This is a genomic window from Paenibacillus sp. UNC496MF (assembly GCF_900113915.1).
Taxonomy (GTDB): domain Bacteria; phylum Bacillota; class Bacilli; order Paenibacillales; family Paenibacillaceae; genus Paenibacillus_Z; species Paenibacillus_Z artemisiicola.
In genome coordinates this window covers 74,823-101,452 of the sequence record NZ_FORE01000014.1, presented here as the reverse complement: position 1 = coordinate 101,452, position 26,630 = coordinate 74,823, and the positions used below count along the sequence as shown (strand labels likewise).

Below are 26,630 nucleotides of genomic sequence, written 5' to 3'. Positions count from 1 at the left end.
TTAGAATTCATCGATTTGTTATAGAATAAATTCGTCTACTTACAAATCTTACACATTAAGCTACAGTGATTCAGATGTAAACCAACATATTTCAATTTATGGTATATTGAATCGACGTCGTCAGCCCGCCATAATTAGACTCATCTCACAACAATCATCACGCAAATCCGTATTGGACGGTGAAGGGAATGGAACTGGCAACCAAGCCGGAAGTGAACGATCAGGTGCCGGGTGTGAAGCGAAGACAGCTTCTACGTACGATAAGGAGCCAGAAGTGGCTGTTATTGTTTGTCACGCCCGCGGTCGTGCTGACCTTCGTTTTTTCGTATTTGCCTATGTTTGGCAACATTATTGCGTTCCAGGATTATGACATTGTGAAAGGATTTTTTGGAAGCCCTTTCGTAGGCTTCAAGCACTTTAAGGAGCTTTTCCAGGACCCTCATTCGTTACTCGTTATTAAAAATACGGTCATCTTGAGTACATGTAACCTCATCTTTACTTTTCCGGCGCCGATCTTGCTTGCCTTACTCCTCAATGAGCTGCGCAGCATGGTCTTTAAACGGACGGTTCAGACCATTTCGTATTTGCCTCATTTTATCTCGTGGGTCATCATACTGGGCTTCTATAAGGAAATGACTTCGATTGATGGGGGCTTGTTCAATGAAATCAAGATGTATCTCTATGGGGGAGAGCCTGTCATGTTTCAGGCGAAGGCAGGATGGTTTCTGCCTGTAGTTGTCATCTCGAACATTTGGAAAGAGATCGGCTGGAATACGATTATCTTCCTGGCTGCACTTAGCGGCATCGACGAACAACTCTATGAAGCGGCAGCGATTGACGGGGCAGGCAAGCTGAAGCGGGTACTGCATATTACATTGCCAGGCATTCTGCCGACTATTATGATTTTGCTCATTCTAAGTTTGAGCCATATTTTCGGAACGAACTTCGATCAGGTGTACAACCTCATTAACGTCCATATCCAGGATAAAGTGGACGTGCTCGAAACTTACGTATTTACAGAGGGCATTGAGAAGGCCAGATTCCCGTTTGCGACAGCGGTCGGTCTGTTCCAGGGCGTCATCTCCTTCATTCTCCTCGTCGTATCCAACAAGCTTTCTAAGAAGTTTACAGAGATTTCGATCTGGTAAGGAGAAGGGAGGGACACCTGTGAATAATGCAATAAGCAGACCAATGTCTGAGAAAGTTTTTGATGCATTCAATGTCTGCGCCATGCTACTGCTCTGCTCTATCACGCTTTATCCATTTCTGAACGTGCTGGCAATAGCTCTTAATGAGGGGAATGATTCCGCGCTGGGTGGCATAACAATCTTTCCCCGCGACGTAACCTTCGAGAACTTCAAGACTGTATTCCAAAATAAAGATTTGCTTCAGGCTGGGGTAATCACGATAAGCAGGACGTTGTTCGGTACACTTCTGAGCCTATTAATCACTTCGCTGGCAGCCTATGCACTGTCGAAGAAGAAGCTGCTCGGAAGAAGCGCTATACTCGTTTTCATGACGATACCGATGTTTATCGGTGGAACGCTCGTATCCAACTTTATCATCATGCATGACCTTCATCTGCTCAATAGTTTCTTTGTCTATATCATCCCGGGGGCTTTCAGCTTCTTTAATATGATCATCATGCGAACGTACTTCTACACGATACCGGAGAGTCTGGAGGAATCCGCGAGGATCGACGGAGCTTCCGATGTGATGATCTTCTTCCGTATCATGCTCCCGCTGGCGATGCCGATGATTGCCGCGCTCGGTTTGTTTATCGGCGTTGGCCATTGGAATGATTTCTTTACAAACCTGCTGTACATCACGAATGCGAAATTGAATACGCTTCAATTCATTCTCATGCGAATTGTCAAGTCGCAGGACATGTCGAACTTCCTGGATGAATTGAAGAACTATAAGCCAGGTATGACGAACTTAAGGCAGGTTACGCCACAGTCGATTCGCAATGCGACGACGGTCGTTACGGTATTCCCGATTATCGTGATCTATCCATTTCTTCAGAAGTATTTTATTAAGGGCATGATGATTGGCGCAGTGAAGGAGTAGGCTCTGGGCAACAAGCAGTTTACCGGCATAGGTGGGGAAACTGACTGTATTGCATAAATAACAATAAGACTGGGGGAAATCGAAGTGAAGAGTTCTGCAAAAGTGGTTAGCTCGGGGGCGGCGCTTATTTTGGCGGTCTCGCTGCTATCCGGTTGCAGCGGCAACGGCAATGCCAATAGAGGCAATAATACGTCTGCAAACCAAGGAACGAATGCGAATGAAGCTGACACAACGAACAATAGTGCCTCCGCGACAGATGGCAAATATGTTCCTGAGAAGGATTTGAATCTGAAAGTCTGGTACACCTGGGCTGACACGGCACCGACAAAGGGCCCTTCGGAAGATGTCGTATCTCCTGAAATTAAGAAGATTACCAAAGTCAATTTCACTCAAAAAGATATTATTGTCAATAATGGCGTTACGGGCTTAGAGCGTCTCAATATGTACCTGGCAACAGACGATCTGCCGCATGTGATTTATGCACAGAGGAGCAGCTCCGAAGACATTATTAAGAAGCTCGTTGAGGCAGATAAAGTATGGAATTTGGATGATTACTTAGCGAAATACGCACCTAATGTATTGAAGCGGGTAACGAAGGATGCATGGGATTCGACGAAGATCGGCGGCAAAATCTACGGCATTCCAAGCGATGTTGCTGCGAATACGACCAATGCGCCAGAGCTTAAAGGAACGACGTTTGAGAAGAACTCATCCGGAAACGGTGCATGGCAACTGGTCGTACGTGACGATATTTTGAAAGCGTATGATCCAAGTGCTAAATCGGTCGCTGAGCTTGGCGATGCGCTGAAGAAGAACGGAAAACTCTCGTATGACGATATGAAGGTTAATATGAGGACACCGGATGATCTGATGGATTTCCTTCAGAAATCAAAGGACATGAACATGAAGACAGTAAACGGCAAAGATGTCGTGCCGCTCGATATGTGGACGCAGGGCTGGTGGATCGGTCCATGGTCGCAGGCGTGGGGGTTTGCGGGAGGATCCAGTGGTCCGGTGTGGGACGATGAGAAGAACACGGTTTACTGGGCTCCGGCTACAGAGGACTACAAGAATTACTTGAAATGGCTGCATACGGCATATCAGAATAAACTCATGGATCAAGAAACGTTCACAATGAGCGATGACCAGCGTACCAGTAAGCTGAATAACGGCCAATACGCCGTTACGCACTTTTGGCAGGATATCAATGCACTCAACGATACGCTGAAGAAGAACGGGGAGAAGTTCCAGTACCGCCTTATCCAGGCGCCTGCGAATACGATTGCCGATTCTCCGCAATATGACTTCCAAGATCCACGCGGCGGAAATTTTATTATGATCTCCAAGAGCGTACCCGAGGACGAACTAAAGCAGATCCTGAACTGGATCGACTTCCAATACTCGGAAGAAGGCGAGACTCTTATGTCTTGGGGGCCAGAAAGCGCAGGACTATGGGAAGTGAAGGACGGCAAGCGGAAGTTCAAGGATCCGGCGCTTGATCAAAACGCCCTGCTCGGCACACAGACGGATAAAGACTTAGCCTACTACGGTCTCAGCGGTGGAAACTTGAACCAAATTGATTTGGGCAGACTTATTTATACGCATGATACGATTCGCGGCTATAAGTCCATTTATGAAACTCCGAAAAATGTGGACAATCCGTACGGAGAAGAGTGGAACGTTCTTACACAAGCAACGGTTCGTCCGATCAAGATGGATTTGACCGGTATGTTCATTAACCAAGTACCGGAGTGGGGCAAGCTTACCGGTGAAGACGGCGTTATCGGCTGTATGAAAAATGAGTGGGCAAAAGCCATTGTTGCTGATAATGATGCCAATTTCGAGAAGTATTACGAAGCAGGCATGAAGCGTCTGAAGGATCTGGGACTCGATAAGGCGACTACCGACCTGACAAAGTTAATAACCGAATATCAAACAAGCGTAGGCAAATAAGTCGATTATAGGCATGATAGGGATGAATCCATTCACTCCTATTCTTATTGAAGGGATTAGCCACCTAATCCGTCAGTCGTACGGTTTTAAGAATCGCCGGTATATATCTCCTGCTTATAGTCTGATCTGGTACGCGGAACCTCGGGCCTGTTGAAATCCTCAAAGTCTGTTATTAATTCCATCAATTTCAATATTGCTACCGTTCCAGTAAATGGAACAAAGGTAGCCGGTCATTCCTAACCGGCTACCTTTTGTTAACGAAGAGAGGATGGTTGTATTAGCCACCAACCCGATTTCCACGCAAAGTGGAAGTCGGGTTTATTCGGTTCTAAGCGAGTTCATTAAAACAACATGGTCTGGTCGAGAACCGACAAGGCATGCCTTGACAACCGCTTAAGGATAGGATTGATGGTCCGTGTCGCGACGTCTGTACATGCTCATCAACTTGTCCACGGGAAGCTTATCGGGAAGCGGTGCAGCCTGATCCTGATACCAGTAGGCGGTTGATGAAAACCAGTAGGGCTTCAGGTGCTTCGACTCCCATGGATTCACAAACGAGATGCTGAGATTTTTTTCGAACGCGACGGCGTCACGCTCGTGGAACCGATACATGCTGATCATCGAACGCAGCGTATCTTTCAGCGGCACGCCGTGCAGTTCTGCGTAGAATTCACCATCCCTGAAATACCAGCCGCCATTGAAATAATCTTCTAATCCAGTGCCAACGATCGTTGGGTTGTCGCGGTCTTCCGTGTCAATGAACATATATTCTGGCGCTTCTAAGTAAGACAAGTAGTTTAGATCCTCTCCCTGCATGGACAGGCAGCATCCAATGTAATGGCCGCGTCCTTGAATATCTACCAGAGGAAGCGGGTCTGAACCTCCAAGGCGGTCCGTCCGGAAGAGGCAATGAAACCGCCCAGAATCTTTCGGTAGTTCCGCGTATTCCTCGTAGTTTGCGTTAAAGAAAACATCCAGCGGTATGCGCTCATGCAAGTTTTCAAGCTCAATGCGCACTTGATTATATGGCATTGGGAAGTAGGAATAGAAACCTCCGCTCGACATTCCGATATACCGTGAGACGAAGTGCCGGAATTCGCAATGGCCAATACCGAAGAAGTCCCCGATCGGACATTCAACGGACGGTTGAGACTCGCCGTCCCAATAAATACGGATGATGAGCTTCTTTAATGTGGATGTTTCATTCTCGGCCTGCGTATCCCAATGTCGCCAGAACCATCCGGGAAAGGTCAGCCACATCCGATTGATGATGCCTGGTTTGTCGCTCTTTACAATCGTGCGTGGAGGCTCGCCGGACATGATTCTCACCGTCTTGCTCTTGGTGGCAGGATCGAAGGTTGTGAACTGTCGGGTGTTTGCTTTTCTGATTTCATATAGAGGTGGGAACATGCTCATCTCTCCTTTGATGTTAGTGATAGGGTAACGCTTCCATGATCATTCGGAATAGGTGCAGATCGTCTTTATAATCCCAGTCGGAGCGATTTATACTTGCGACGACCGTCCTGCATAACGGCCTAGCCATACCCCTCGTGGTTGCGCTGCACCGCTCACTCAAGTCACGTAATTTGTTGCGGATCATTTTCGTCGCACCGGCGGTGCTCAGTTCGATGGTCGCCGGCTTCTGGTGGGGCTATATCATGTCAACGACGGACCAGGGTCTACTTAACCAACTGCTGGCGCTGTTCGGTTTTGGTCAGGTTAACTGGTTCGGCAATCCCAAGCTGGCGCTCTATCCCGCATCATTAAGAACGATTGCCGGATGCAAGCCTCTTCTCGTTCTCCCTAATTTCATCCATAAACTGCGGCCACCATTCCTTATGCTCCGACCATTCCGCCGCTTTACCTGAAGCTTGCCCCCAAGCTTTCATTGCCTGATCTGCTATCTCCGTCGTAGCCGTCAGGCTTCCGTAATCAGGGATGAGCCACTTGCGCCCGATTTGGGCATGCAGCACCTCGTCCGCCCAATCGTAATCTTGGATCAATAAGGAAATCGGGTTTCCGGTTTCTTTTGCAATCTCCCACTCTTTCTGCTTGCCGGTTTGTTTGGGCATGAGACTTTGTTCGATCCGCCAGAGTACCAGATGGGCCTCAGTAGGGGTAAGCTCTGTGTTTAAAATCATGGATGATCCTATAGGGATAGGGTATTTATAGAAAGGGACACCTCCGAAATAAAGGCCGATTTCTCCGAGCATCGCATGCCGCGTTTCATCCCATAGTTGACGGCTGAGATCCGTATAGTATTCCCATGGTTTACCTTCAATTTTATATAGAATAGGTCCCATCCACTCCGGTACGTCCATTTCCCGGAGCCGTTTATAGATGAGCGAATACGCGCGTTCTTCGGGAGAACAGCTCTCGTCCCAGAAATAAGAATCGATCTTCGCGGACGTATTGTACGGGTCGGTAAACCGCTCGTCTCTTCTCGGAACTGGGTCCATCTCGTATTTCTGCCCATCTGAGCGCAGGGTTCCCGTACAAGGCTCAGGCGTGACATCTCCAAAAATGCCGCCGGCAGCTTTTAGAAGAGTTTGCAGATGATTTTCCCAATGCGTCGCAAGCTTTTCTTTCTCAGGCAAATCGATTAGCGCTGTCAAAGCTTGCTCACCCCAAGCTGCCATCTCTTCTTGGTCTTGCAGTATGCCGCGAAGTAGTCGATAGGTGGGATGCTCGGCAATTCGGTTCATCTCATCGAGATAACGGTTTAGCGCCTTGATCATCTCCGTGCGGATGACGCGGTAAAACCCAACAAGCAACTCAATGGTATCATCGCCGCGAATCGCTTCATCAAGCCCAATGCGCAATTTATCATCCGGTACTTGATCGAGACCCAATGGAGGTTCGCGCATTTCGGAAACCCGTTTGCGTATCGCTGCGCTATGTTCAGCATCGAGCCACAGATGATAGCCGAACGCGCATTTCACTTCCCATTCAGGAACGCGGGCGAGATGCGCGGATAACATTTGGTTCAGTGATTTGGAAATATAATTAAACCGCTTCAATAATTCAACGCTTCGATCTACAGTAAACCCAGGTTTACATGCTTCATCGTACGTGCAAATTCCGGCAAGAGGGGGTATACCTTTATTGTCAATATCAACCCTATTCAAAGCACGCCACTCCCTTTGAATAATAGAATATGTCTATTATATAAAGCCAAAGGAATAAAAGATTGGTCTAAAAGAGTTTTGTTATTTGTCAAAATCAACTGCGTCCTACAAGGGGGGGAAGGAGCACTCCGATAGGAACGGATAAAGCATGTCCATCTGGGAACTAGGCGACGTCAGCATATCCGAAGGCTGTAAACAGCCACGTTCCAAGGCTGCGCAGCCGCAATCTGCGTGGCAAATTGCTATGAACGCGCCGAATGGTGGGGGCGGTGGAAAGGAAAGTGTTATAATGTGGATTTGGTAAGAATGTATGTTCGTTATAATGGAAGTATAACAATGATTTAATACATGTGAGTAAATGGCTCATCAGCTTTGCCAGCTGAATAAACAGACTCGAGGTTTAACACCCGCGCACTTTAACACCTCCTCAATATGTACCGGAAAATATTTGATTTTAATGAAGCGTAGCTGCAAGTGTCAAGCATAGAAAAAATAAATTATTATTCACGAACTCTAAAGATATCGAAAATTATCATCCTCGACATTATGTATTATGGCGTGTTATTTTTTCAAATAGTATTTTCTATAAGGCTCGGGAGGAGGAAGAATAAGGGTAAGAGAACAGAATTCCTTATATATCCGAACTAGGTGTCATCCAAGCTGGCGTTCTGGATAAAAGAAGGTTTTACAAAAGTTAAGAATTAAAAGGAGCAGAAGCGATGTTTGAAATAAAATCAAATCGTTTGCGTGTTGAGATTGCGCACCCGAATGAAGTTCCAAATAAAACTACGCGTTTCGACCGTGCGGGATTTATAACCGAAATCGTGCTTGATGGGGTGCATCGTTTCTGCGCCTCAGAGCCTAATAATCTCTCTCATCCGTCTTCAGGTGGACGCGGGCTTTGCAGCGAATATTTATTCGATGTCAGCGCAGAGGCGAAGATAGGCGAGCCTTTTCCCAAATTCGGCGTCGGTCTTTTGAAGAAGTTCGAAAACGCACCGTATAAGTTCTGGGAAAGATACGAAGCCGAGCAGTACCGCATTTGTGTTGAGGAAAGTAAGGGCAGCGCCAGATTCATAACGGAACCACGACTTTGTAATGGCTATGCAATCAGCCAAAAGAAAGATATATTGGTTAAGAATAACATGCTCATTATGCAAATCACGGTTAAGAACGAGGGAGAAAAGCCGCTGAACATCCGCGAATATTGCCATAATTTTCTCACAATAAACTCAATGGCCCTTGGGCCGGATTACAAGATACGAATGGATTCGATCAAAGATATGGGGAAAGAAGTGTTAAACGGGCATATAAAAGGTGATGGACATGGATTTACCTTTGCGCAATATTCACCTGCCTCTAAAAAGATAACGCTGGAAGAGATGCAAATTGGTAGCACCAAAATATTTGAATGGTCGATGATAAATGAAGCCTCCGGCGCCCGTGTAGACGTAAAAGACGCGATTGCTATCTGTGGCATGACGATGTGGTGTGCAGATCATATAGTAAGCGTAGAAACCTTTCATAAGCTGGAGCTTGCGCCGGGTCAAAGCAATACCTGGCAGCGCACCTGGATTTTTGACAACACATGAAGAGCAATTGCTCTTTATCGGTTTTCATGGGTCCAACTCTGTTGTTACTGGGATTTCTGAACTGTACCTCATCAAGTAGACAGTACAAAAATGAAAAGAACGCTTAAGCGGCCTTGGTCCTGAATTTCATGGGATTGAGGCCGTTTAATTTTGCTTGTAATCGCTCGTAATTATAAAAATGAATTTAATCATCATGTCCTTTCAATGTCCTTTTTTAGTGCTTCAAAGGAACTTGTAAAGCATCCTAACCAGTTTGTCGAGTCTACCGTATAGGGAGCATTTTTCATATTCAGCCCTACTTCTATTTTGAACTGTCAATGAGAGAAAAGAACCCTGTATGTTCAATGGTTTCCAGCATCTCTACAACACTCTTTTTGTCAAATTTCCTTAAAAGGTTTGAAATATGAGTCTTCAATGTCGTCATCTCAGTAAAACGGACTTCAGCTACTTCCTTATAGTTCATGCCGGATCGCAACAAGTGCAGTATTTCCATTTCTGACGGTGTGAGTTTTAGAATTACCCGAATAGTATATGCAAGATTCTCTTGGGTGTTTTTCAACTGGATGTATTCCTTCCTCAAATAATCCGCGGCTTCCGGGTGTATGATACAGCGGTTTTGCGCAGCCCGTATTATGGTGTCGGGTAAGTCGGGTTCAGAGACGCCTTTTATGAGGTAGTCGGACGCGCCGAATAGAAATGCGTTGGAGATGTAATAGTCGGAATTTTGAACAGTATAGATGATAATTTTGGTATTTGGCCGCAGCTTGATTATCTCGCGCATAGCATAAAGTCCCGCGAGTCTGGACTCTATTTCAATATCCATTACCGCAACGTCAGGGGCGTTATTGGCAGCGAAAGTCACCGCTTCATATCCGCTACCAACAGAACCAACTAAAACAATGGCCGGATTGTTAGCCATCGTGAGCGCTAGCTTATTCCGTGTTTGTTCTGAGCCATCCACAATTAGAACTTTTATAGAGTTAACAGCCGTTTTCATAACATCACCTTCCGGACGAATGCTCTGAGTAGCTCGCGTTTTTAAGACATGAATAAGATGATTCCCCTCCGTTCGCCTCCCAAAGCTTGAAACGTTTGGATATGACATTACATCGGTTTAAGGGAGCTTACACTATTTTTGAAAATGCTTTCAAAAAAGCTTGTGTGGGAGACGAACCTGCCTGAAAGGAAGGTCATATCTACCGCTGCGACATCACCCAAAGATTGTGTTGCTTGCCTTTTAACGGCGGGGAGTGCCATAGAGTTCGTAAGGTGAAAGTGGAATTAATGTATATGAAATTGATTCTATTCTATTTAATATTGATTCAAAAAGTCTAGTCTTATTCATAGATATAAGGAATTATAAAAATTCATACTTGACAAATGTGGAAATGATTAAATTCTATTTTTCAATGCGTTAATTTTGTCTTAATGCCACAAAAACATATTCAATATTATCAATTTAATAACATCAAGGTCAGCGAAAAACTTAATAGTTCTTAAAGATAAGGCTGTGATCGCAAGTTTCTTCATCCTTTACAATAAAATTGGTTGAAAATAGAATGAAATCATGAAAATCAACTAATCGAAAGGGCGATTCTTATGGAACTGGCAATGCAGCAATATCATGATTTGTTGCGGGAAATGTATAGATATTATCGCAGCCAGCCTTCATGTATGGAGGGGCTGCTTTCTAAAAGAAAAGAAATAGTTGGAGGCTTTGCACGTTATTATCATGAACAGAAACCGGATCGGATTTATCTGATAGGAAGCGGTTCCAGCCTGAATGCCTGCAAAGCGGCAAGTGAATATATGGAAACTATTCTGGGGTTGGAAATAACCTGCGCGCCACCGAGCAATCCGCCGGTCATCCGAGGTTCGCGCCCGCTTGTTCTGGCAGTCTCTCAGGGCGGTAAGTCGTCTAACACCGTGGCTTTCCTGGAAGAGCTACGAGGCCGAGTCCCAACGGTATCGTTTACAGCGGGCGTGAACAATCCCGTTGCACGTATGGCAGATTTTTCTGTAGACATCTCGGTGGGCGACGAAACTGTAGGCCCAAAAACCCGAGGCGTTACGGGAACTGTGCTTTGTCTATACCTTGCCACGCTCGAAGCCGCGCTGTTATGCGGGAATTTAAGCACGGCGGGGTATGGCAAAGAAATCGGACTGCTGGAAAAAACAATAGGATATGGCGAGCAAAACCTGGAGGCGTGCGAGAACTTTTACCGTGCTCATCTGGACGATTTAAAAACAGCTCGGCATTTCCTGTTTGTGGGTAAGGGACCAGCGGCAGCCGTGGGCGAGGAAGACGCGCTGAAAGTGTTGGAAACCCTTTGCTTACCCAGCGCCGGATATGAGTTTGAGGAATTTTTGCATGGTCCGCCTATTTGTATCAATGAAAAAACCGCCTTATTTCTCTTTAATTCCGGAGATAAAGACAGCGTCCGGATGAAAAAAATGGCGGACATCACCGGCAAGGCGAGCAAAAACAGTTACATTATTGATCGAACCGGTTCCATGCAGGGAGATCATGTACTTCGATTGAACGCAGGAGACAGTAAATTCATGTCGCCGTTTGTGGATATTTATTTTGGACAGCTTATATCGTCTTTGCTAACCCAGGAACTGGGGATCGTTCGCCACCCTGCCATACGTTCAATAACTTCTGATATGGACACTAAGACGTCGGATTCGGGGAAGTGATGGCTCTGTATGAAATATGTAATCGGCGTTGAAGACGGAATGACGAAATATGTCATTAAAGCGATGGATTTGGAAGGCAGGACGCTGGCGGAAAAATCGAGAGGCGCGATCAACCGCAAAATAGTCGGAGAGAAAAAAGCTGCACGCTTAGTATCCGAAGTGATCGAAGTCCTATTGAATGCTTTCGGCGCCAATATAGAAGACTGCAAATGCGTTGTCGTCGGCGCTGTGGGTATTGATTCGTCCGGAGACCTTTTAGTCGTAGAGAGTTTTTACGCAGCACTGGGCTTTCCTTGTCCCATCTTCTGTATGAATGACGGAAAGGTAGCGCTTTACGGGGCGACGGGAGGCGTTGGCGTCGTGGCAATTTCAAGCGCCGGCTCTATTGTGGTCGGTCGGAATGAAAAGGGAAAAATAACGCGCTCAGGAGGCTATCCTCTCACCATCATGGGCAACGAAGGCTCCGCTCAGTGGCTCGCCGTTATGGCCCTTAAGCATATGTCTAGGTGGGTTGATGAAAGCGTTCCCACGACGAAATTGGTGATGAATATGATCGAGCACTTCCACGGATTCGACTCTAACAAACTGATTAAGTGCGCGAACAGCCTCCGACGCAATCTGATTAAACCTGAAATGGCCTCTCTGGTATATAGCGCAGCAAACGATGGCGACGAGGCTGCCGTTGATATTTTGCGCAAAGGTGCCAGGGAACTCGTTAATGTGGCACGGGAGGTGGTTCAGAAGCTGGAATTTGAAAAAGAATCCGCTTTTTTGTGTGGAATGTGGGGTAGCGTATTTCATGACTCTGCAATCTTTGCGAATGAGTACAGGCGGCTCTTCTTGCGGGAATACCCGAATTCCAGCCTGGTATGTCCACAGGTTGACGGCGCGGACAGCGCTGCGCAGATGGCTTTGAATTATTTAGGCGGCGGAATACCGTTTATTACGGAGCTTGAGGAAAAATAACCAATAGGAGGAGGCCAGAGTATTGAGCGCCTCATTTACGGAAAGAACGCAAACACAAAAATTCAGAAACCTTTTAAGATTGACTTGGAAATACAGGATGGTTTACACCTTACTGGCTCCGGGCCTTATCTGGTATATCATTTTTGTTTACGGACCCATGGGCGGACTTACCTTAGCTTTTAAAAGCTATCGGGCGAGCGGCGGAATATGGGGTAGCCCGTGGGTTGGCATGGAGAACTTCAAATATATCTTTCTGGATCAGGCGTTTATGCGTTCGGTAATTCGCACCTTGGAAATCAACTTGGGAAGAATGGTCTTTCAGTTCCCGATGGCAATTGTGGTTGCCCTTCTCTTAAATGAAGTGATCTTCCTTAGGATGAAAAAAGGTTTACAGACGATACTCACGTTTCCGCATTTTTTATCATGGGTGGTACTATCAAGTGTCCTGATTACGGTGTTGTCGTACGACGGGTTTGTTAACGGCATTATTAGGGCGTTTGGTTTTAAATCGTTTAATTTTTTGGGGAACCAATCCATTTTTGTCCCTATGCTGTACAGTACTGAGATCTGGAAGAATTCAGGCTGGGGGGCAATCATCTATCTGGCGGCCATATCTGGCATTGATGCCGAGCAATACGAAGCCGCGGCTATTGATGGGGTAAACCGGTTTCAAAGAATATTTCACATTACGCTACCCAGTATTTTACCCACGATCATTGTTATGTTTATCCTCACCATGGGCGGTCTGATGTCCACCGGATTTGATCAGATCTTCAACCTGAGCAATGCGGCGGTACGCGACGTAGCTGAAACTTTGGATATGTATATTTATAAAATCTCATTCCAAAGCGCGCCGGATTTTTCGTATTCAACGGCGGTAAGCCTTTTCCGTTCCGTAATTAATATGGCCTTTTTATTGGTGGCGGACCGCATTGCAAAGCTGATGGGTAAAGACGGCTTGATGGGCTAGAAAGGAGGCGGGGGGCTTATGAAATCAACTAAAAGCTTGAAAAGAAAGACGATCGGCGATTATCTCATTCCTACTATTCTGATTATTTGGGGATTAATCGTTTTGTTTCCGTTTTTCAGCGTTATCGTAATTTCCTTTACATCCGAGAGCGAATACATTAAAACCCCTTTGCTTTTTTTCCCAAAGGAACCGACGCTGGCATCGTATAGACAGATATTTGAGGACGGGCGCATCGCGAGCGGTTATTTTACTACATTTAAGCTCCTGGCCATGTCATTGCCGCTCAGTTTATTTCTTACCACCAGTTTTGCTTACGGGATGAGCCGCAAAAATTTCCCTGGTCGCAAGTTTATCTTTTATTTTGTGTTGATCGCGATGATTTTTGACGGCGGAATAATCCCCTTGTATATGCTAATGAAGGATATACACCTGGTGCCCAATAATTTGTGGGCTGTTGTTCTGGCAAACACAGTAAGCACCTTTTACATGATTCTCATGCACAATTTCTTCAAAGCCCTGCCTGACTCGCTTATGGAATCAGCGAGGATAGACGGAGCGGGGGAATGGCGTATTCTTACAAGAATTGTTTTACCGCTATCCGCGCCCGTAATTGCCACGATAACCTTGTTCTACACAGTGGACCGCTGGAATGAATGGTTTAACCCGATGATTTTTCTTCAAAAAGGGTATCTTCATCCGCTGCAACTGGTGCTGCGAAGCATTGTAATCGATGCGCAAATAGACACGTTGAAAACCGGAGACACCATCGAACTGGCATCAAATTTTGCGATGGGCGTAAAAACGGCTGCTATCATATGTACCATGCTTCCAGTTATGCTGTTCTTCCCGTTTCTGCAAAAACACTTTGTGAAAGGTATTATGGTCGGCGCGGTAAAATAACAAAATTACGTCGATTTATAATATAAATGGTGTGAAAAAAGGGAGGATAATTTTAATGAACAAAACAAAAACGCTAGCGCCTCTGCTTGTGACGGTGATGCTGGCTGGTATTGTCTCAGCATGTTCGTCATCGAATGAGACCAAGGAGACCAATTCGATCAAATCCCCGGCCGCATCCGCACCGGCGTCGTCGGGAACCACGGGACAAGAACAAAATAAGTATGCCAAGCATATGACAATTTCGTATGCGGCCGGCAACAACAATCTTGACGTAAACAACGACGATTTTGCGAAAATCTGGAAGGATAAGTTTAACTTTGATTGGGAAATCAGGCCGGTAGCATCTAATAACAACAGTGAAACATTTCGCATTTGGATAAACTCCGGCGATATGGCCGATATGGGGAGCTGGAACTATAATCCTTCCGAGTATGCATCCTATGTAAAGCAGGGACTTCTTAAGGAATTGCCTAAAGGCTGGCGTGAGAAGTGGCCGAATATTGCCGCTACCCAAGATAGGACAGGCATTGCCAAATATGTGTCGGATCAAGTGGGAAGTGACAATATTCTGTTTAAGCCTATCATGGGTGACAACTATCCGGTTGACAAACTGATCAATCACGATGGCATTTGGTTCCGTGCGGATTGGGTCCGTGCCGTTGGCGCCGAAATAAAGGATCATTACACGGTTCCTGAAATCATGGATATCGCGCGGAAGATCAAGGAACAGGATCCCGGCAAAGTTGGCGATAAGCTGATTCCTATTGACGTTCCCACAGTCGGGCTTTGGGTGATGTTTATATGGCCCAACGCTACGCATTACCAGGAGGTCTCTCAGTTCTACCAGGACGCTGACGGCGTGTTTCATTGGGGCCTCGCCGATCCGGATATTCTGGAGGGGTTGAAGGAGTGGCGGCAGGCTTATGACGAGGGGCTGTTGAACCCTGAGTTCTACAATCTGCCAGACGGAAAGCAAACAGAAGCGCAAATGTATACCGCCGGCATTTCTGGGATGAATCAAGCCGCGGGTATGGCCTCCGTGGGCACCCGGCAGGCCAGCTTTATGAGCTCGGATTTAGGGGTTGATCCTAACCAGGCGTTGAGCTATGCGTTTTTAACGGATAATGATGGCACTTATCGGGCTAATGAAATCCCCAACTTCGCCGGTACTCTTATATTCAATCCGAAGCTGGACGATGCCAAGTTTGAACGCATACTCGACATTCTCGACGAGTCCGTCTCTAAAGAAGGGCAGGACTTAATTAACTTGGGTATTGAGGGAAAAGACTGGAAGAAAAATGCCGACGGCACGGTTGTTAACTTGAACGGGAACCTCCAAGTTTCCGAGAAATACAAGAGTATCCCCGACTTATGGCCTTCCCTGCTCCAACTGCGCGACAATTATCAGTTGGTTAATCCAACATTGCCGCAGATTTGGCGTGATAAGGCCCGCAATCAGTATGTGGAGAAAACCAAGCTCACTGATCCCAATAATCCCAAGATTTTTGCGAAACTTGACCCGGAAGTATACTTCTATACTTCACCCGCGCGTACCCGCGCTGTCATGGACATTCCTGCAGAATTAGCTGGAATTGTTTTGAAGGGACCGGATGTAGAGGCCAACTGGAACGCTTGGGTCAAAGCAAAGATGCCACTGATTCAGCCTGTTCTAGATGAGCTTACCGCGCTGAAGAAAAAATAGGCTGTTGGATTGATCCGGTAAAAAATTAAAAGACAAGAAGTCCCCAGTTGCAGGATAACAAATCTGCAACTGGGGTTATTATTGGCATGAAAATTGTTGCTATGAATGGAGGAACGGCCAACTACCCCGAAGGGATGATGTGGAATGAGCGGAAGAAAGAAGTTATTCATTGATGGCGAGTGGGTTGAAGCTCACAACTACGAGAATCTGAAATCACCCTACTCAGAGGAGACGATCGCTGAAATTCCTCAAGCTACAATACAGGAGACCGAAACTGCTATCGCCGCCGCTGATCGTGCCGCTAAGGTCATGGCTGCGATGCCAAGCCATCAGAGAGCTGGAATTTTGGATAAAGTCACATCGCTCCTGACTGAGCGAGCCGAGGAGGCGGCCAGGCTGATCGCCGCGGAAGCCGCCAAGCCGATTGCCATGGCCCGCGCGGAAGTGCAGCGTTCGATCACGACCTATAAGTTTTCCTCGGAGGAAGCTAGGCGCATTCACGGTGAGCAAATTGCGATTGACGCCGCGCCTGGCGGGGAGAACCGGACAGCCTACACCGTCAGGGAGCCGCTGGGAGCCGTCGGCGCCATTACGCCATTCAACTTTCCGATGAATCTTGTCGCCCATAAGGTCGGGCCTGCGATTGCAGCCGGGAACTCGGTCGTTTTGAAACCCGCTTCGCAAACCCCGCTAAGTTCGTTTTTCGTGGCGGAATTGTTTGCTGAAGCCGGTCTTCCCGCCGGCGCATTAAATGTTGTGACGGGAAGTGGAAGGACAGTTGGGGACAAGATCGTGACGGACCCGCGTATCAAAGCCGTGACGTTTACGGGAAGTCCGGAAGTCGGAATGGAAATTCGCAGTCGAGCGGGGTTAAAACGGGCGACCTTGGAACTCGGTTCGAATTCGGCGTTGATCGTCGATCGGGACGTTGACATTGACGAAATAATTGCCCGTTGCGTTATGAGCTCGTTCAGTTTCCAGGGTCAGGTGTGCATTTCACTACAGCGGATTTACGTTCATGAAGCGATTTACGACACGTTTGTCAGCAAGTTCGTAGAGGGGACACACAAGTTGACCATCGGAGACCCGCTGGACGAAAAGACCGATCTTTCCGCCTTGATCAGTCGGAAAGACGTCGAGCGAACGTTGAGCTGGATTGAGGAAGCCAAACAGAACGGTGCGGTGATCGCCACTGGGGGAACCGCGGAACGCAATATTGTTCTGCCTACGGTGTTGCTCGGAGTCAATCCGGAGACGAGAATTTCCTGCCAGGAAGCTTTTGCGCCGGTGGTGCTAATCAATAAGGTGAAATCCGTTGAGGAGGCCGTGAATTACGTCAACGACTCGCGCTTCGGACTGCAAGCCGGCATTTATACCTCGAATATGCATAATGCTTTCAGCGCGGCAAAAACACTGCATGTCGGAGGTGTGATGCTCAACGATACGCCTTCTTTTCGGGTGGACCAAATGCCTTACGGCGGCGTGAAAGACAGCGGCATGGGCCGCGAGGGAGTCAAATATGCCACCCAGGAAATGACGGAAATGAAGTTGATCGTGATTAACCATAATGTAACGCACGCCCGTCAATGAATGGAGGGCTAACAACGTGAAAGTATTAGAAATCGCCGTCCTACCGGGCGACGGCATCGGCAAGGAAGTGATGCCGGAAGCGCTCGAAGTGCTGCGCTGCATCGCACAGATTCACGGCGGTCTTCGTTTCGGTTTTGTCGAGTTTCCTTGGAACTGCGAATTCTACTGCGAGACGGGCAAAATGATGCCGGATGACGGGTTGGACATACTTGCGGGCTTCAACGGCGTTTTTCTCGGTGCCGTAGGTGATCCGCGGCTCGTGCCGGATCACATCTCGCTCTGGGGATTGCTGCTGAAAATCCGCAAAGGCTTCCGCCAGACGATCAATCTCCGCCCGGCCAAGCAATTAAAAGGCGTCGCATCACCGCTGGTGAATCCCAAAAACTTCGACCTTATTGTCGTTCGGGAGAACAGCGAAGGAGAATACAGCGAGATTGGCGGGAGAATGCATCAAGGCGAGGATGAAATCGCGATCCAGAACGCGGTATTTACGCGCAAAGGGTCCGAAGCGGCGATGCGTTTTGCCTTTGAGCTAGCACAGAAAAGAAGAGGACATGTGACGAGCGCGACCAAGTCGAACGGGATTTATCATACGATGCCGTTCTGGGATCAGATTTTCAAGGAAGTGCAGACCGACTATCCCGAAGTGAAAACCAGCTCGTATCATATCGATGCGCTTGCCGCGTTTTTTGTCAGCCGTCCGCAGCTGTTCGATGTGGTGGTGGCCAGCAACTTGTTCGGCGATATTTTGACCGATCTTGGAGGAGCCATTATGGGAAGCATCGGAATTGCCCCTTCCATCAATCTCAATTTGGATGGCAAATATCCATCCATGTTCGAGCCGGTACACGGTTCCGCGCCTGATATATACGGCAAAGGCATCGCAAATCCCGTCGGCCAGATTTGGACGGCGAAGATGATGCTCGATTATTTTGGCGAAGAGGAACTCGGAACCGCGCTTCTTCAGGTCATTGAAGATGTCATGGAAAGCGGGATTCGTACGGCGGATGTCGGCGGAACGGCATCGACGCAAGAAGTCGGGGACGCGATTCGGGAAAAGCTGCATCATTTGAATTAAAGAGAGTCGTAACGGCTAAATTGTACCTTTTCATTACAAATTCGATGCGAGGCGAAAATAATGGCTGATTATCAACGATTGAGGGAATTGGACCGTAAGCATATTTTGCATCCGACCAGCCCGATTAAGGATCATTACGAACAGGGACCGTCTGTCATCATGCAGCGAGGCGAAGGCATTTATGTGTACGATACCGAAGGAAAACAGTATCTCGACGGGTTATCCTCCCTCTGGAACGTCAATGTGGGCCACGGGAGGCAGGAACTGGCTCAAGCGGCTATGGAGCAAATGAGCAAGTTAGCCTACAGCCACTCCTTCAACCGGTTTTCTCATGAGCCCGCCATCCTACTGGCCGAGAAAGTGGCGTCTCTTGCGCCCGCCGACTTGAACGTCTGCCAATTCACATCGGGCGGCTCGGAATCGAACGATACTGTATTTAAATTGGTTCGCCATTATTTCAAATTGAAGGGCGAGACGAACCGCTATAAAATCATCGCCCGCTATCGCGCTTACCATGGCGTGACGCTGGGCGCGACGAGCGCCACCGGCATCCCGGTATTCCGCCAGACGGGCGGACCGCTCGCCGATGGATTCGTGCAAGCGGGCGCCCCATACAGCTATCGCTGCGGAAAGTGCGAATCTTGCGCCGAAGGCGGCGCAGCCTGCGCGGTGCAAAGTATGGAGGAGGCGATTCTCCGGGAAGGTCCTGACACAGTGGCGGCGGTTATTGTCGAACCGATTCAGGGAGCAGGCGGGGTCATCGTTCCGCCGCCCGGCTACATGAAAGAAATCCGCCGTCTTTGCGACAAGTACGGCATACTGATGATCGCCGACGAGGTCATTACCGGCTTCGGACGAACGGGGAAATGGTTCGGCATGGAGCACGAGGGTGTGGTTGCCGACCTGATGACGTTCGCGAAAGGGATTACGAGCGGGTACGTACCGCTTGGCGGCGTGATGTTGAACGACCGCTTGCATAGGGAACTTGCGGAGCTGTCCACCGCGGTATTGCCTCATGGATATACCTACAGCGGACATCCGACCGCTTGCGCAGTGGCGCTTAAAAATCTGGAGATCATCGAACGGGAAAATCTGGTCGCGAATGCTGCCGCCATGGGCCAAGTTCTTGGCGCGGGACTCGAGCAACTGAAGCGGGATTCGGATATTGTAGGCAACGTCACGTACCGGGGGCTGCTCGCTTCGGTTGAGCTCGTCGAAGACAAGGCGGATAAACGGGCGTTTCCGGCAGCTAAAAAGGCTGCGCAGCTCGTATTCGACAAGGCGAAGGAAAGAGGTCTGATCACGCGCGCGATCACGATTGATAATACGGATATTATAGCCCTATGTCCTCCTTTGACCATTCAGAAGGATCAGGTGGAGTCGCTCATAGACATCCTGGCGACATCGATTGCAGATGCACGGAAGGAACTGTTAGGTTGATAACCGAAATCCCATGCGCATGATTCGTACGAAATCCATTCCATGCGCGCCGTGGAATGGACGGGCTTGGCTTTCAGCTTCTCTTCCTGTTCACCGACCAGGAGTCTGTAGTATTTGGAAGAAACAAGGAGGGAGAACGGTTTGAGAGAAACCTTAAGCGTGCTGGGGGCAGGGCTGATGGGCCATTCCATCGCGCTGACGGCAGCATGGGCCGGTCTTTCGGTCGTTTTGCAGGGGAACAGTGAAGCCAGTCTGGCGCGCGCCGACAAAGGAATTTGCGATAAGCTGGCGCTGCTGGCCGACAACGGTCTGATCAAACAGGAGGACATTGCGACGATGCGCAGGCGCATCCGCACAACGGTTTCGGTGCCGGACGCTGTAGCGAACGCCAGCTTCGTTATCGAGTCGATTCCCGAGCAGATGGAGCTGAAGCGGCAACTTTACGAGCAGCTGGATGCATGGTGCGATGAAAACGTGGTATTGGCGAGCAATACGTCCGGGCTGAGCCCGACGGCGATTGCCGAGCGGATGAAGCGCCCGGAGCGGATGGTCGTCACACACTTTTGGAATCCTGCACATTTGCTGCCGCTCGTCGAGGTTGTACGCGGGAAGAAAACCGATGACAAGACGGCGGATCGGGCGATGCAGCTGCTAAGGGCTATGGACAAAAAACCGATTCTCGTGAAAAAAGATGTGTTCGGATCGGTTGGTAACCGGCTTCAGTATGCGCTGTTCCGGGAGGCGCAGTATATTTTGGAGCGGGGGATCGCCAGCATGGAGGATATTGACGCCGCCGTGACGTACAGCCTCGGGCGCCGGCTCCCCATAACCGGTCCGTTCATGACGGCCGACATGGGCGGTCTTGAAGTGTTTGACGCCATTTCCAACTATTTGTTCGCCGATTTGAGCAAGGCCGATCAATCGCTCGACGCTATGCGCGCGCTGGTTGACTGCGGCAAGTACGGGCTAAAAACAGGTGCCGGCTTTTACGAGTGGGACGAAGCGTTTTCCGCACAAATGACCAAGGCTCGGGAGCAGGAGCTCATTCGATATTTGAAGCGCGATATGGGGATGGAACAGCCTGAATTTTGAATACATCATTCTAACCAGTGGGACCGGATTAACGCCGTTGTTGTGCAACCATATCGCAATGATCCGATTTAGCCGAATCAATGGGCCGTTTTTCTCGCGACCTGCCCGATCGATCGCCTTTCTGAAATGTACGATCGGATTATACCAAAATAAGAAGGAGGTTTTTCCATGTATCAACCGCTACTCGATCAGCTCAAGGAGAGCCGGTACATCCGCAGATCCATGAAAGTGGACGAATCGGATTCCGCTTATGAACGCTGGCGAAAGAAGCCCATTTTGAAGTCCCGTGAGCTTCAACTGTGCGAAAATTTTGACACCCTGATCCAAAAGGGCCCAGGTACCATACACAGGGATTTTACAAACACCATATCCGGCAAGGGAAGCATCCGGCTGGACACACCCACATCAACCGCCGTCAAAAGACCAAACAACCGCAGATATGACGAGCCTGGCATATTTTTTCCGATGCAGCACGAAAACCTCTATGAGTACAACCGCATCTCACTATGGGCTTATGTGGACTCTCCCGGTTTTTCCAGCCAATTTGTCGTGCTGGCCGTGCACAATGAGGGTGAGCACATTATGCCCGTGCCCGGCCGTTTCGAGGGCATGCATCACGCTGACATGAAGCCTGGACAGTGGACACAGATTATCTGGGAGCTTCCCGATATCTACCGCGACAATGTCATCGGCATCTCGGTATTCACGTTCATGCTCGGCTCTCCCATGAATGCCTCGGATAGCATGACCCTTTATATGGACGATTTACGGATTGAAACGGTTGAGCCCGAAAAGAGCCGTGGCTGGGACCTCCCAGAACGTTCCATAGCATACTGCCACAGCGGCTATCTGAGCGATGCGCGCAAACAGGCGCTGGTCCAGAGTTCCGATGCGGAAACCTTTTCGCTGGCCGATGATAAGGGTAACACCGTGTATACCGGCAAGGTAACGACTTGCGAAAACGGCTTTAGCCTCTTGGATTTCTCCGGTTTTAACACACCCGGCTTCTATACTATTATTGCAGGAGATTGCACGTCCAAAGCCTTTCCCATCGGTTCGGACGCCTTTCTCGCCGCCGCCTGGAAGAGCCTGAGCTTCTTCTTCACCGAGCGCTGTGGTTTCGAAGTACCGGAGCTTCACATCGAATGCCACCTCGATACCTTCTGCAAACACCCTGACGGGCACACTATACCTATACATGGCGGCTGGCATGATGCTGCGGATTTATCGCAGGCTATAGATAAAACCGCAGATGTCATTGTCGCCATGTTGGACCTCGGCGACGCGACCCGTGAAACGCAGCCGGATCTTTCCGATCGCGTACTAGAGGAAGCCCGTTGGGGACTGAACTGGGCGATGCGCACCCGGTTTGGCGACGGCTACCGCCATACCAGCCTCACAAAGGGCATCTGGACCAAGAATTACCGCGGCGATAAGGACGACATGACGGGGGAGGCAAAGAATACCGCCATTCATAACTACACCGCCGCTTATACCTGCGCCTACGGCGCGCCGTTTTACAAATGGGACCGGAATTACTATGACTGGTGTGTCAAGTGCGCCAGTGAAGACTTTTTCTTTGCGGAAGAAACGATTGTAGCTTCGAACGATAACAGCTTGATGTCTGAGCGTATCGCAGTGGCCACTTCCGCCGCTGCCATGCTTTACCGAGTGACCGGCGAGACACGCTTTCTTGACGCGGCGGCGAACCGTGCTCGGCAGCTGGCCCAATGTCAACAGTTGGAACGCAGGACGGACTATTCCATTCCGCTACACGGCTACTTCTACGAAGATCGCGATAAAACAAGGCCTATCAGCTTTTATCACCGCAGTTATGAGCATTTCTTCATGAAGGGCTTCACACTGCTGCTCGAAGACGCGCCGGATCATCCGGATTCGAGATTGTGGAGACAGTGCGTGGATGCTTACACCGACTACATCAAGGAAACCGCACACGTCATGGAGCCCTACGGCATATTGCCGGCAGGCGTTTACGAAGTCGGCAACACCGATTATTCCAAGATGTCGCACGAGGGGGCGAAGGACATTGGCAGTCCGACGATCGAAGAATATAATGCGCAGGTGAAAAACGGGATCAAGCTGAACGATAATACCTATCTGCGCAGATTTCCGGTATCCTACCAGTTCCGTGGCTTTCATGCGACCTTGCTGAGCAAGGCCAAAAATGTTTTTACCCTGGCAAGGTTCCTTGGCGACCGCGAGCTTTATGACATAGCGGCCAGGCAACTGGAATATGTTTTGGGCTTCAACCCTTTCGCCATGAGCACCATGTATGGAGAAGGCTATGATTATCCTCTGCTCTACGGTGGCTTTGCAGGCCAACCTGTCGGCGCGGTGCCTGTCGGCTTCGAGACTTTCGAAAATGAAGACGAGCCCTATATGCCTATGCAAAACAACTGCACCTATAAGGAAGTATGGGTGTGCAGCACTGCGCGCGTGATGTGGAGTATTGCAGAGGTTTACAAGGGGATCTGATTCCTCATTTCCGCCATAAATGCAAGCCGAAACAGCCCCTGCCATTTAGAGGCAGGGGCTGTTTCGGCTTTTGTTACACGCGATATCCGGTTTCAGTGTCAACACGGTTAAGCAGGGGTTCGTCCGCTTGCAGACGGCGCAGATTTTCGCACCAGATCTCGATAATGGAAGGATAGATCTCTCCGAATTGGTCACCGCCGGCGCAATGGGGCGTAATCATTGCCGTTTTGATATTCCACAGGCGATGGCTTTCAGGAAGAGGCTCCGGATCCATCACGTCGAGGCCAGCGCCCGCCAGCGCGCCACATTCCAACGCGTCGCAGAGCGCCTCGGTGTCGACGGCGGAACCTCGTCCCACATTAAGCAGGAACGCTCCATGCTTCATCTTCGCGATGCGTTCGCGACTGAATAAGCCCTCCGTTTCCGGGTTGTTCGGCAGACACAGAGCGACAATGTCGCAATGCGGCAGAATGTCGTCCATTTGATCCATACGATACAGGGCTTCCAGATAATCGGGTTTATTGTCGACTTGCCGGCGAATGCCGAAAACCTTTGCGCCCAACGCATTCATTTTTTGAGCATAACGGGCGCCGATATCGCCAATGCCGACAACTAGCACGGAAGAGCGCGCTACAATCCCAATGCGCCCCAGATGACGCCAACTGCGCTCATGCTGAAGATCGCGGTACAGGTGGAGCTTGCGCATGAGGACGAACGTATGGGCAAGCAGAAATTCGGAGATGGCAAGCCCGTAAGCACCGGAGCAGTTACACAGCAAAGCGCCCTTCGGCAACACGCCCGGCTGCACATACCGGTCATGCCCGGCTGTCTGGAGTTGCAGCCATTCCAATCTCTCACATATGGAAAGCTGCTCTTCGCTGGGGTTCCCCCAGATATAGGAGGCTCGTTTGAGATCTTCTTCCGAAGGAGCCTGCTCCTCGCAGTAAACGATATCGAGCTCGGGTGCAAGCGCCTCCAGTTTAGCGCGAAATTCAGGTAAAAAGGTCATCATGACAAGCAGTGTCTTAACCATCCGTAAATTCCTCCAATGTTGTTGATTATGTAATGAGCATTTTTCCGGCAATTCCGGAATGGGGCATACCTCATTTTTACATTTTAACTAAGCGTTTTCAGATAATAAAGATGATAAAAAATCCTACTAAATCGGTTTTTTTGCGATGGAAGTGAATTTATTCATTCTCGACTGCACGGGCGTATATGCCTATAATTGCGGCAATAGGGGGAGGAACAGTATGATTGCTCCTGCCGTTATCAACTAAGAAAGGATGGATCGTCATGTTGAGCCAAGAATCGTATGCCCTGTGCGCATTGGCGCAGATGGATCAGTTGAGTGTGGGTGAGCTTTCACGTTTTTTATTTGAAACAGGCCTTGTCGCGGAATCCGATCTCAAGCTGCCGCTTACCTCTCTCAAGGAGCAGGGACTTGTTTGCCAGGCTATCAATTTGCGTGGCATCGTCTATCAAATCACGGAAGCGGGCCGGACTTTGGTGAACGGCGACGCGGCACTTGAACCGATAACAGCGGACGTAGCGGCCAAGAGCGCGGAGTACAAGCGTGTCTTTGAGCAGGAGAAAGACTACATTGCCCAGTACACCGAGTCATCCACGGGGGTGGTTCCCGTATTCCTTTCCATCCGCGAGGGTGCAAGGATTGTTCTCAAAATTAATATTATCGTTAGGGATATCGACACCGCGAAAAAAATATGCTCCGGTTGGATGAGCAACTCCGGGCGTGCATTTGACGCCGTATGGCAGGCCATCGCCGAGGGTGAGCCGGATCCGGGCTTCTGGACAAATCGGCCGGAGGAGGGAAAGGCATGAAACTACCCGTCTGGAAGGAAGGGCTCCTTTACCCCCACTCATCCGAAATGTCCTATCCCAGCGGTATGACAAGGCTAATCGCGCACGATGGACATCACGATCTGCTGCCCTTTCTTCACGATTGCACGATCGCTTCGCATGAAGGCAGATTGTATTTGGGCTGGTATAACTCTACCGACGCGGAAATCTGCGGATCTTCTTTGATCCGCGGGCGCTATTCCGAGGACGGAGGGGAGAACTGGTCGGAGGTATTCAACGTGGTGGGCGAGATTGGCAGCGCCGAGGAGCACTTTGTGCCGGCGAGCTTCTTTGTGCATGAAGGCAAACTGTTTTCTCTGATCACCGAGATGGGCGGCAAAAATTTGTCGATTTCGCTTGACCTGTTCCAGGCTGCGGAGTCTTCTCTTAACGGTTGGGAAAGAGTCTCCGTCATATCCGGGGGGTTCCTGAGCAATTCTGCCCCCATTCTGATGGACACGGGTGATTATATTGCCGGCGTCTGGATGCCCCTGAAAGGGGACACTCCCGCCTTTCCGGCAGTGCTCATCAGTCAGGGCGCGGATATCGCGAAGCCGTGGCGCTGCTCTTTCTTGTACGATCCGCTCGCTCCAGACGCCATGAAGATCAGATGTCCCGAAATTACTTTGGTCGTGCAGGGAAGCGCCGTCACTGCCTATGTCCGTAATGACGAGGGCAAGTTTGGCGATCTCACATGCGGACCGTCTTTTGTCTTTACGAGCGAGGATTACGGCGAGAGCTGGTCAAAGCCGGCCAGAATTACCACCATGCCGGTCGGAAACTCTAAAATGTTTGCAGGCATCCTGTCCGATGGCAGGCGTTACTTGATTTACAACAATGACCGGGGATACTTTAAACGAGGTCTGCTCTGTATAGCTCTCACCGAACCGGGAGAGGTAGAATACACAAAAGTCTATAAGTTATTCGAAGACACGGTTCCGGAATTCGATGACCGGGGGGGAGTTTGGTTTTATCCCTGCGCCTGCGAGCAGGAAGGAATCCTGTATATCGCCGTTACCTTGCAGGAGCAAGATGACGTAAGGAGCGCCGTCATCGCCAAGATCCCAGTGGATTCGATGTAAGCGCCGACCCT

General features: G+C 49.1%; 21 protein-coding genes. 16 read left to right on the top strand and 5 right to left on the bottom strand.

What is annotated here, in order from left to right; genetic code table 11:
• The first annotated feature begins 188 nt into the window (after positions 1 to 188).
• From BMZ79_RS24770 to BMZ79_RS24760, 3 genes are all read left to right on the top strand, one after another.
• Positions 189 to 1,148 (top strand): ABC transporter permease, encoded by a 960-nt coding sequence (locus tag BMZ79_RS24770; RefSeq protein WP_090645376.1) that lies wholly within the window; start codon positions 189 to 191, stop codon positions 1,146 to 1,148.
• A gap of 19 nt (positions 1,149 to 1,167) precedes the next feature.
• A complete protein-coding gene (locus BMZ79_RS24765; protein ID WP_143089066.1) occupies positions 1,168 to 2,070 on the top strand; it encodes a carbohydrate ABC transporter permease in 903 nt (300 codons plus the stop codon).
• An 84-nt stretch (positions 2,071 to 2,154) separates the two neighbouring features.
• On the top strand, positions 2,155 to 4,023 hold the full coding sequence (locus BMZ79_RS24760) for a type 2 periplasmic-binding domain-containing protein (RefSeq protein ID WP_143089065.1): 1,869 nt from the start codon (positions 2,155 to 2,157) through the stop codon (positions 4,021 to 4,023).
• 393 nt (positions 4,024 to 4,416) lie between these two features.
• On the opposite strand, the gene BMZ79_RS24755 is transcribed toward BMZ79_RS24760, so the two are convergent.
• Together BMZ79_RS24755 and BMZ79_RS24750 are read right to left on the bottom strand one after the other, a co-directional pair.
• Complete coding sequence (locus BMZ79_RS24755; protein ID WP_177222316.1) at positions 4,417 to 5,433, bottom strand: glycoside hydrolase family 172 protein; 1,017 nt, start codon at positions 5,431 to 5,433, stop codon at positions 4,417 to 4,419.
• 353 nt (positions 5,434 to 5,786) lie between these two features.
• Positions 5,787 to 7,151 carry a hypothetical protein gene (locus tag BMZ79_RS24750; protein WP_143089064.1) on the bottom strand — a complete coding sequence of 455 codons (1,365 nt, stop codon included), beginning with the start codon at positions 7,149 to 7,151 and terminating at the stop codon, positions 5,787 to 5,789.
• 719 nt (positions 7,152 to 7,870) lie between these two features.
• Between BMZ79_RS24750 and BMZ79_RS24745 the strand changes: the two genes are divergently transcribed.
• Positions 7,871 to 8,743, top strand: a complete 873-nt coding sequence (locus BMZ79_RS24745) for a hypothetical protein (protein ID WP_090645362.1) — start codon at positions 7,871 to 7,873, stop codon at positions 8,741 to 8,743.
• 103 nt (positions 8,744 to 8,846) lie between these two features.
• Here the strand turns inward: BMZ79_RS24745 and BMZ79_RS35655 are convergent, their stop codons facing one another.
• Positions 8,847 to 8,927: an IS3 family transposase gene (locus BMZ79_RS35655; RefSeq protein WP_371263796.1), complete on the bottom strand. Its 81-nt coding sequence runs from the start codon at positions 8,925 to 8,927 to the stop codon at positions 8,847 to 8,849.
• Positions 8,928 to 9,044: 117 nt separating this feature from the next.
• Positions 9,045 to 9,740, bottom strand: a complete 696-nt coding sequence (locus BMZ79_RS24740; RefSeq protein ID WP_177222315.1) for a response regulator — start codon at positions 9,738 to 9,740, stop codon at positions 9,045 to 9,047.
• A gap of 602 nt (positions 9,741 to 10,342) precedes the next feature.
• Here BMZ79_RS24740 and BMZ79_RS24735 point away from each other — a divergent pair.
• The 10 genes from BMZ79_RS24735 (at position 10,343) to BMZ79_RS24690 (ending at position 23,677) form a co-directional block, all read left to right on the top strand.
• A complete protein-coding gene (locus BMZ79_RS24735; RefSeq protein ID WP_090645357.1) occupies positions 10,343 to 11,443 on the top strand; it encodes an SIS domain-containing protein in 1,101 nt (366 codons plus the stop codon).
• Between the two features lie 9 nt (positions 11,444 to 11,452).
• A complete protein-coding gene (locus BMZ79_RS24730; protein ID WP_090645354.1) occupies positions 11,453 to 12,409 on the top strand; it encodes a BadF/BadG/BcrA/BcrD ATPase family protein in 957 nt (318 codons plus the stop codon).
• Between the two features lie 22 nt (positions 12,410 to 12,431).
• A complete protein-coding gene (locus tag BMZ79_RS24725) occupies positions 12,432 to 13,379 on the top strand; it encodes an ABC transporter permease (protein ID WP_371263789.1) in 948 nt (315 codons plus the stop codon).
• Positions 13,380 to 13,397: 18 nt separating this feature from the next.
• On the top strand, positions 13,398 to 14,279 hold the full coding sequence (locus BMZ79_RS24720) for a carbohydrate ABC transporter permease (RefSeq protein WP_090645352.1): 882 nt from the start codon (positions 13,398 to 13,400) through the stop codon (positions 14,277 to 14,279).
• A 55-nt stretch (positions 14,280 to 14,334) separates the two neighbouring features.
• Complete coding sequence (locus BMZ79_RS24715; protein WP_090645348.1) at positions 14,335 to 15,981, top strand: type 2 periplasmic-binding domain-containing protein; 1,647 nt, start codon at positions 14,335 to 14,337, stop codon at positions 15,979 to 15,981.
• Positions 15,982 to 16,125: 144 nt separating this feature from the next.
• On the top strand, positions 16,126 to 17,571 hold the full coding sequence (locus BMZ79_RS24710) for an aldehyde dehydrogenase family protein (RefSeq protein ID WP_090645343.1): 1,446 nt from the start codon (positions 16,126 to 16,128) through the stop codon (positions 17,569 to 17,571).
• A 16-nt stretch (positions 17,572 to 17,587) separates the two neighbouring features.
• Positions 17,588 to 18,649, top strand: coding sequence for a tartrate dehydrogenase (locus BMZ79_RS24705; protein ID WP_090645340.1), 1,062 nt, complete (start codon positions 17,588 to 17,590; stop codon positions 18,647 to 18,649).
• 60 nt (positions 18,650 to 18,709) lie between these two features.
• Positions 18,710 to 20,089, top strand: coding sequence for an aminotransferase family protein (locus BMZ79_RS24700; protein ID WP_090645337.1), 1,380 nt, complete (start codon positions 18,710 to 18,712; stop codon positions 20,087 to 20,089).
• Between the two features lie 141 nt (positions 20,090 to 20,230).
• The gene (locus BMZ79_RS24695) at positions 20,231 to 21,181 is read left to right on the top strand and encodes a 3-hydroxyacyl-CoA dehydrogenase family protein (protein WP_256253092.1); all 951 of its coding nucleotides are present in this window, start codon (positions 20,231 to 20,233) and stop codon (positions 21,179 to 21,181) included.
• Positions 21,182 to 21,349: 168 nt separating this feature from the next.
• On the top strand, positions 21,350 to 23,677 hold the full coding sequence (locus BMZ79_RS24690) for a glycoside hydrolase family 9 protein (protein ID WP_090645334.1): 2,328 nt from the start codon (positions 21,350 to 21,352) through the stop codon (positions 23,675 to 23,677).
• A gap of 73 nt (positions 23,678 to 23,750) precedes the next feature.
• Here BMZ79_RS24690 and BMZ79_RS24685 read toward each other — a convergent pair whose 3' ends face one another.
• Positions 23,751 to 24,710 (bottom strand): D-2-hydroxyacid dehydrogenase, encoded by a 960-nt coding sequence (locus BMZ79_RS24685; RefSeq protein WP_090645331.1) that lies wholly within the window; start codon positions 24,708 to 24,710, stop codon positions 23,751 to 23,753.
• Between the two features lie 263 nt (positions 24,711 to 24,973).
• Here BMZ79_RS24685 and BMZ79_RS24680 point away from each other — a divergent pair, with 263 nt between their 5' ends.
• Both BMZ79_RS24680 and BMZ79_RS24675 read left to right on the top strand, forming a co-directional pair.
• Positions 24,974 to 25,519 carry a DUF4364 family protein gene (locus BMZ79_RS24680; protein WP_090645328.1) on the top strand — a complete coding sequence of 182 codons (546 nt, stop codon included), beginning with the start codon at positions 24,974 to 24,976 and terminating at the stop codon, positions 25,517 to 25,519.
• Complete coding sequence (locus tag BMZ79_RS24675) at positions 25,516 to 26,619, top strand: sialidase family protein (RefSeq protein ID WP_090645325.1); 1,104 nt, start codon at positions 25,516 to 25,518, stop codon at positions 26,617 to 26,619. Before BMZ79_RS24680 ends, BMZ79_RS24675 begins: the two co-directional genes overlap by 4 nt.
• Positions 26,620 to 26,630: the final 11 nt, after the last annotated feature.

Coding starts and splice junctions, on each gene's coding strand:
- BMZ79_RS24770 (WP_090645376.1), top strand. CDS start 189: ATGGAACTGGCAACCAAGCCGGAAGTGAACGATCAGGTGCCGGGTGTG.
- BMZ79_RS24755 (WP_177222316.1), bottom strand. CDS start 5,433: ATGTTCCCACCTCTATATGAAATCAGAAAAGCAAACACCCGACAGTTC.
- BMZ79_RS24745 (WP_090645362.1), top strand. CDS start 7,871: ATGTTTGAAATAAAATCAAATCGTTTGCGTGTTGAGATTGCGCACCCG.
- BMZ79_RS24740 (WP_177222315.1), bottom strand. CDS start 9,740: ATGAAAACGGCTGTTAACTCTATAAAAGTTCTAATTGTGGATGGCTCA.
- BMZ79_RS24735 (WP_090645357.1), top strand. CDS start 10,343: ATGGAACTGGCAATGCAGCAATATCATGATTTGTTGCGGGAAATGTAT.
- BMZ79_RS24730 (WP_090645354.1), top strand. CDS start 11,453: ATGAAATATGTAATCGGCGTTGAAGACGGAATGACGAAATATGTCATT.
- BMZ79_RS24720 (WP_090645352.1), top strand. CDS start 13,398: ATGAAATCAACTAAAAGCTTGAAAAGAAAGACGATCGGCGATTATCTC.
- BMZ79_RS24715 (WP_090645348.1), top strand. CDS start 14,335: ATGAACAAAACAAAAACGCTAGCGCCTCTGCTTGTGACGGTGATGCTG.
- BMZ79_RS24710 (WP_090645343.1), top strand. CDS start 16,126: ATGAGCGGAAGAAAGAAGTTATTCATTGATGGCGAGTGGGTTGAAGCT.
- BMZ79_RS24700 (WP_090645337.1), top strand. CDS start 18,710: ATGGCTGATTATCAACGATTGAGGGAATTGGACCGTAAGCATATTTTG.
- BMZ79_RS24690 (WP_090645334.1), top strand. CDS start 21,350: ATGTATCAACCGCTACTCGATCAGCTCAAGGAGAGCCGGTACATCCGC.
- BMZ79_RS24685 (WP_090645331.1), bottom strand. CDS start 24,710: ATGGTTAAGACACTGCTTGTCATGATGACCTTTTTACCTGAATTTCGC.
- BMZ79_RS24680 (WP_090645328.1), top strand. CDS start 24,974: ATGTTGAGCCAAGAATCGTATGCCCTGTGCGCATTGGCGCAGATGGAT.
- BMZ79_RS24675 (WP_090645325.1), top strand. CDS start 25,516: ATGAAACTACCCGTCTGGAAGGAAGGGCTCCTTTACCCCCACTCATCC.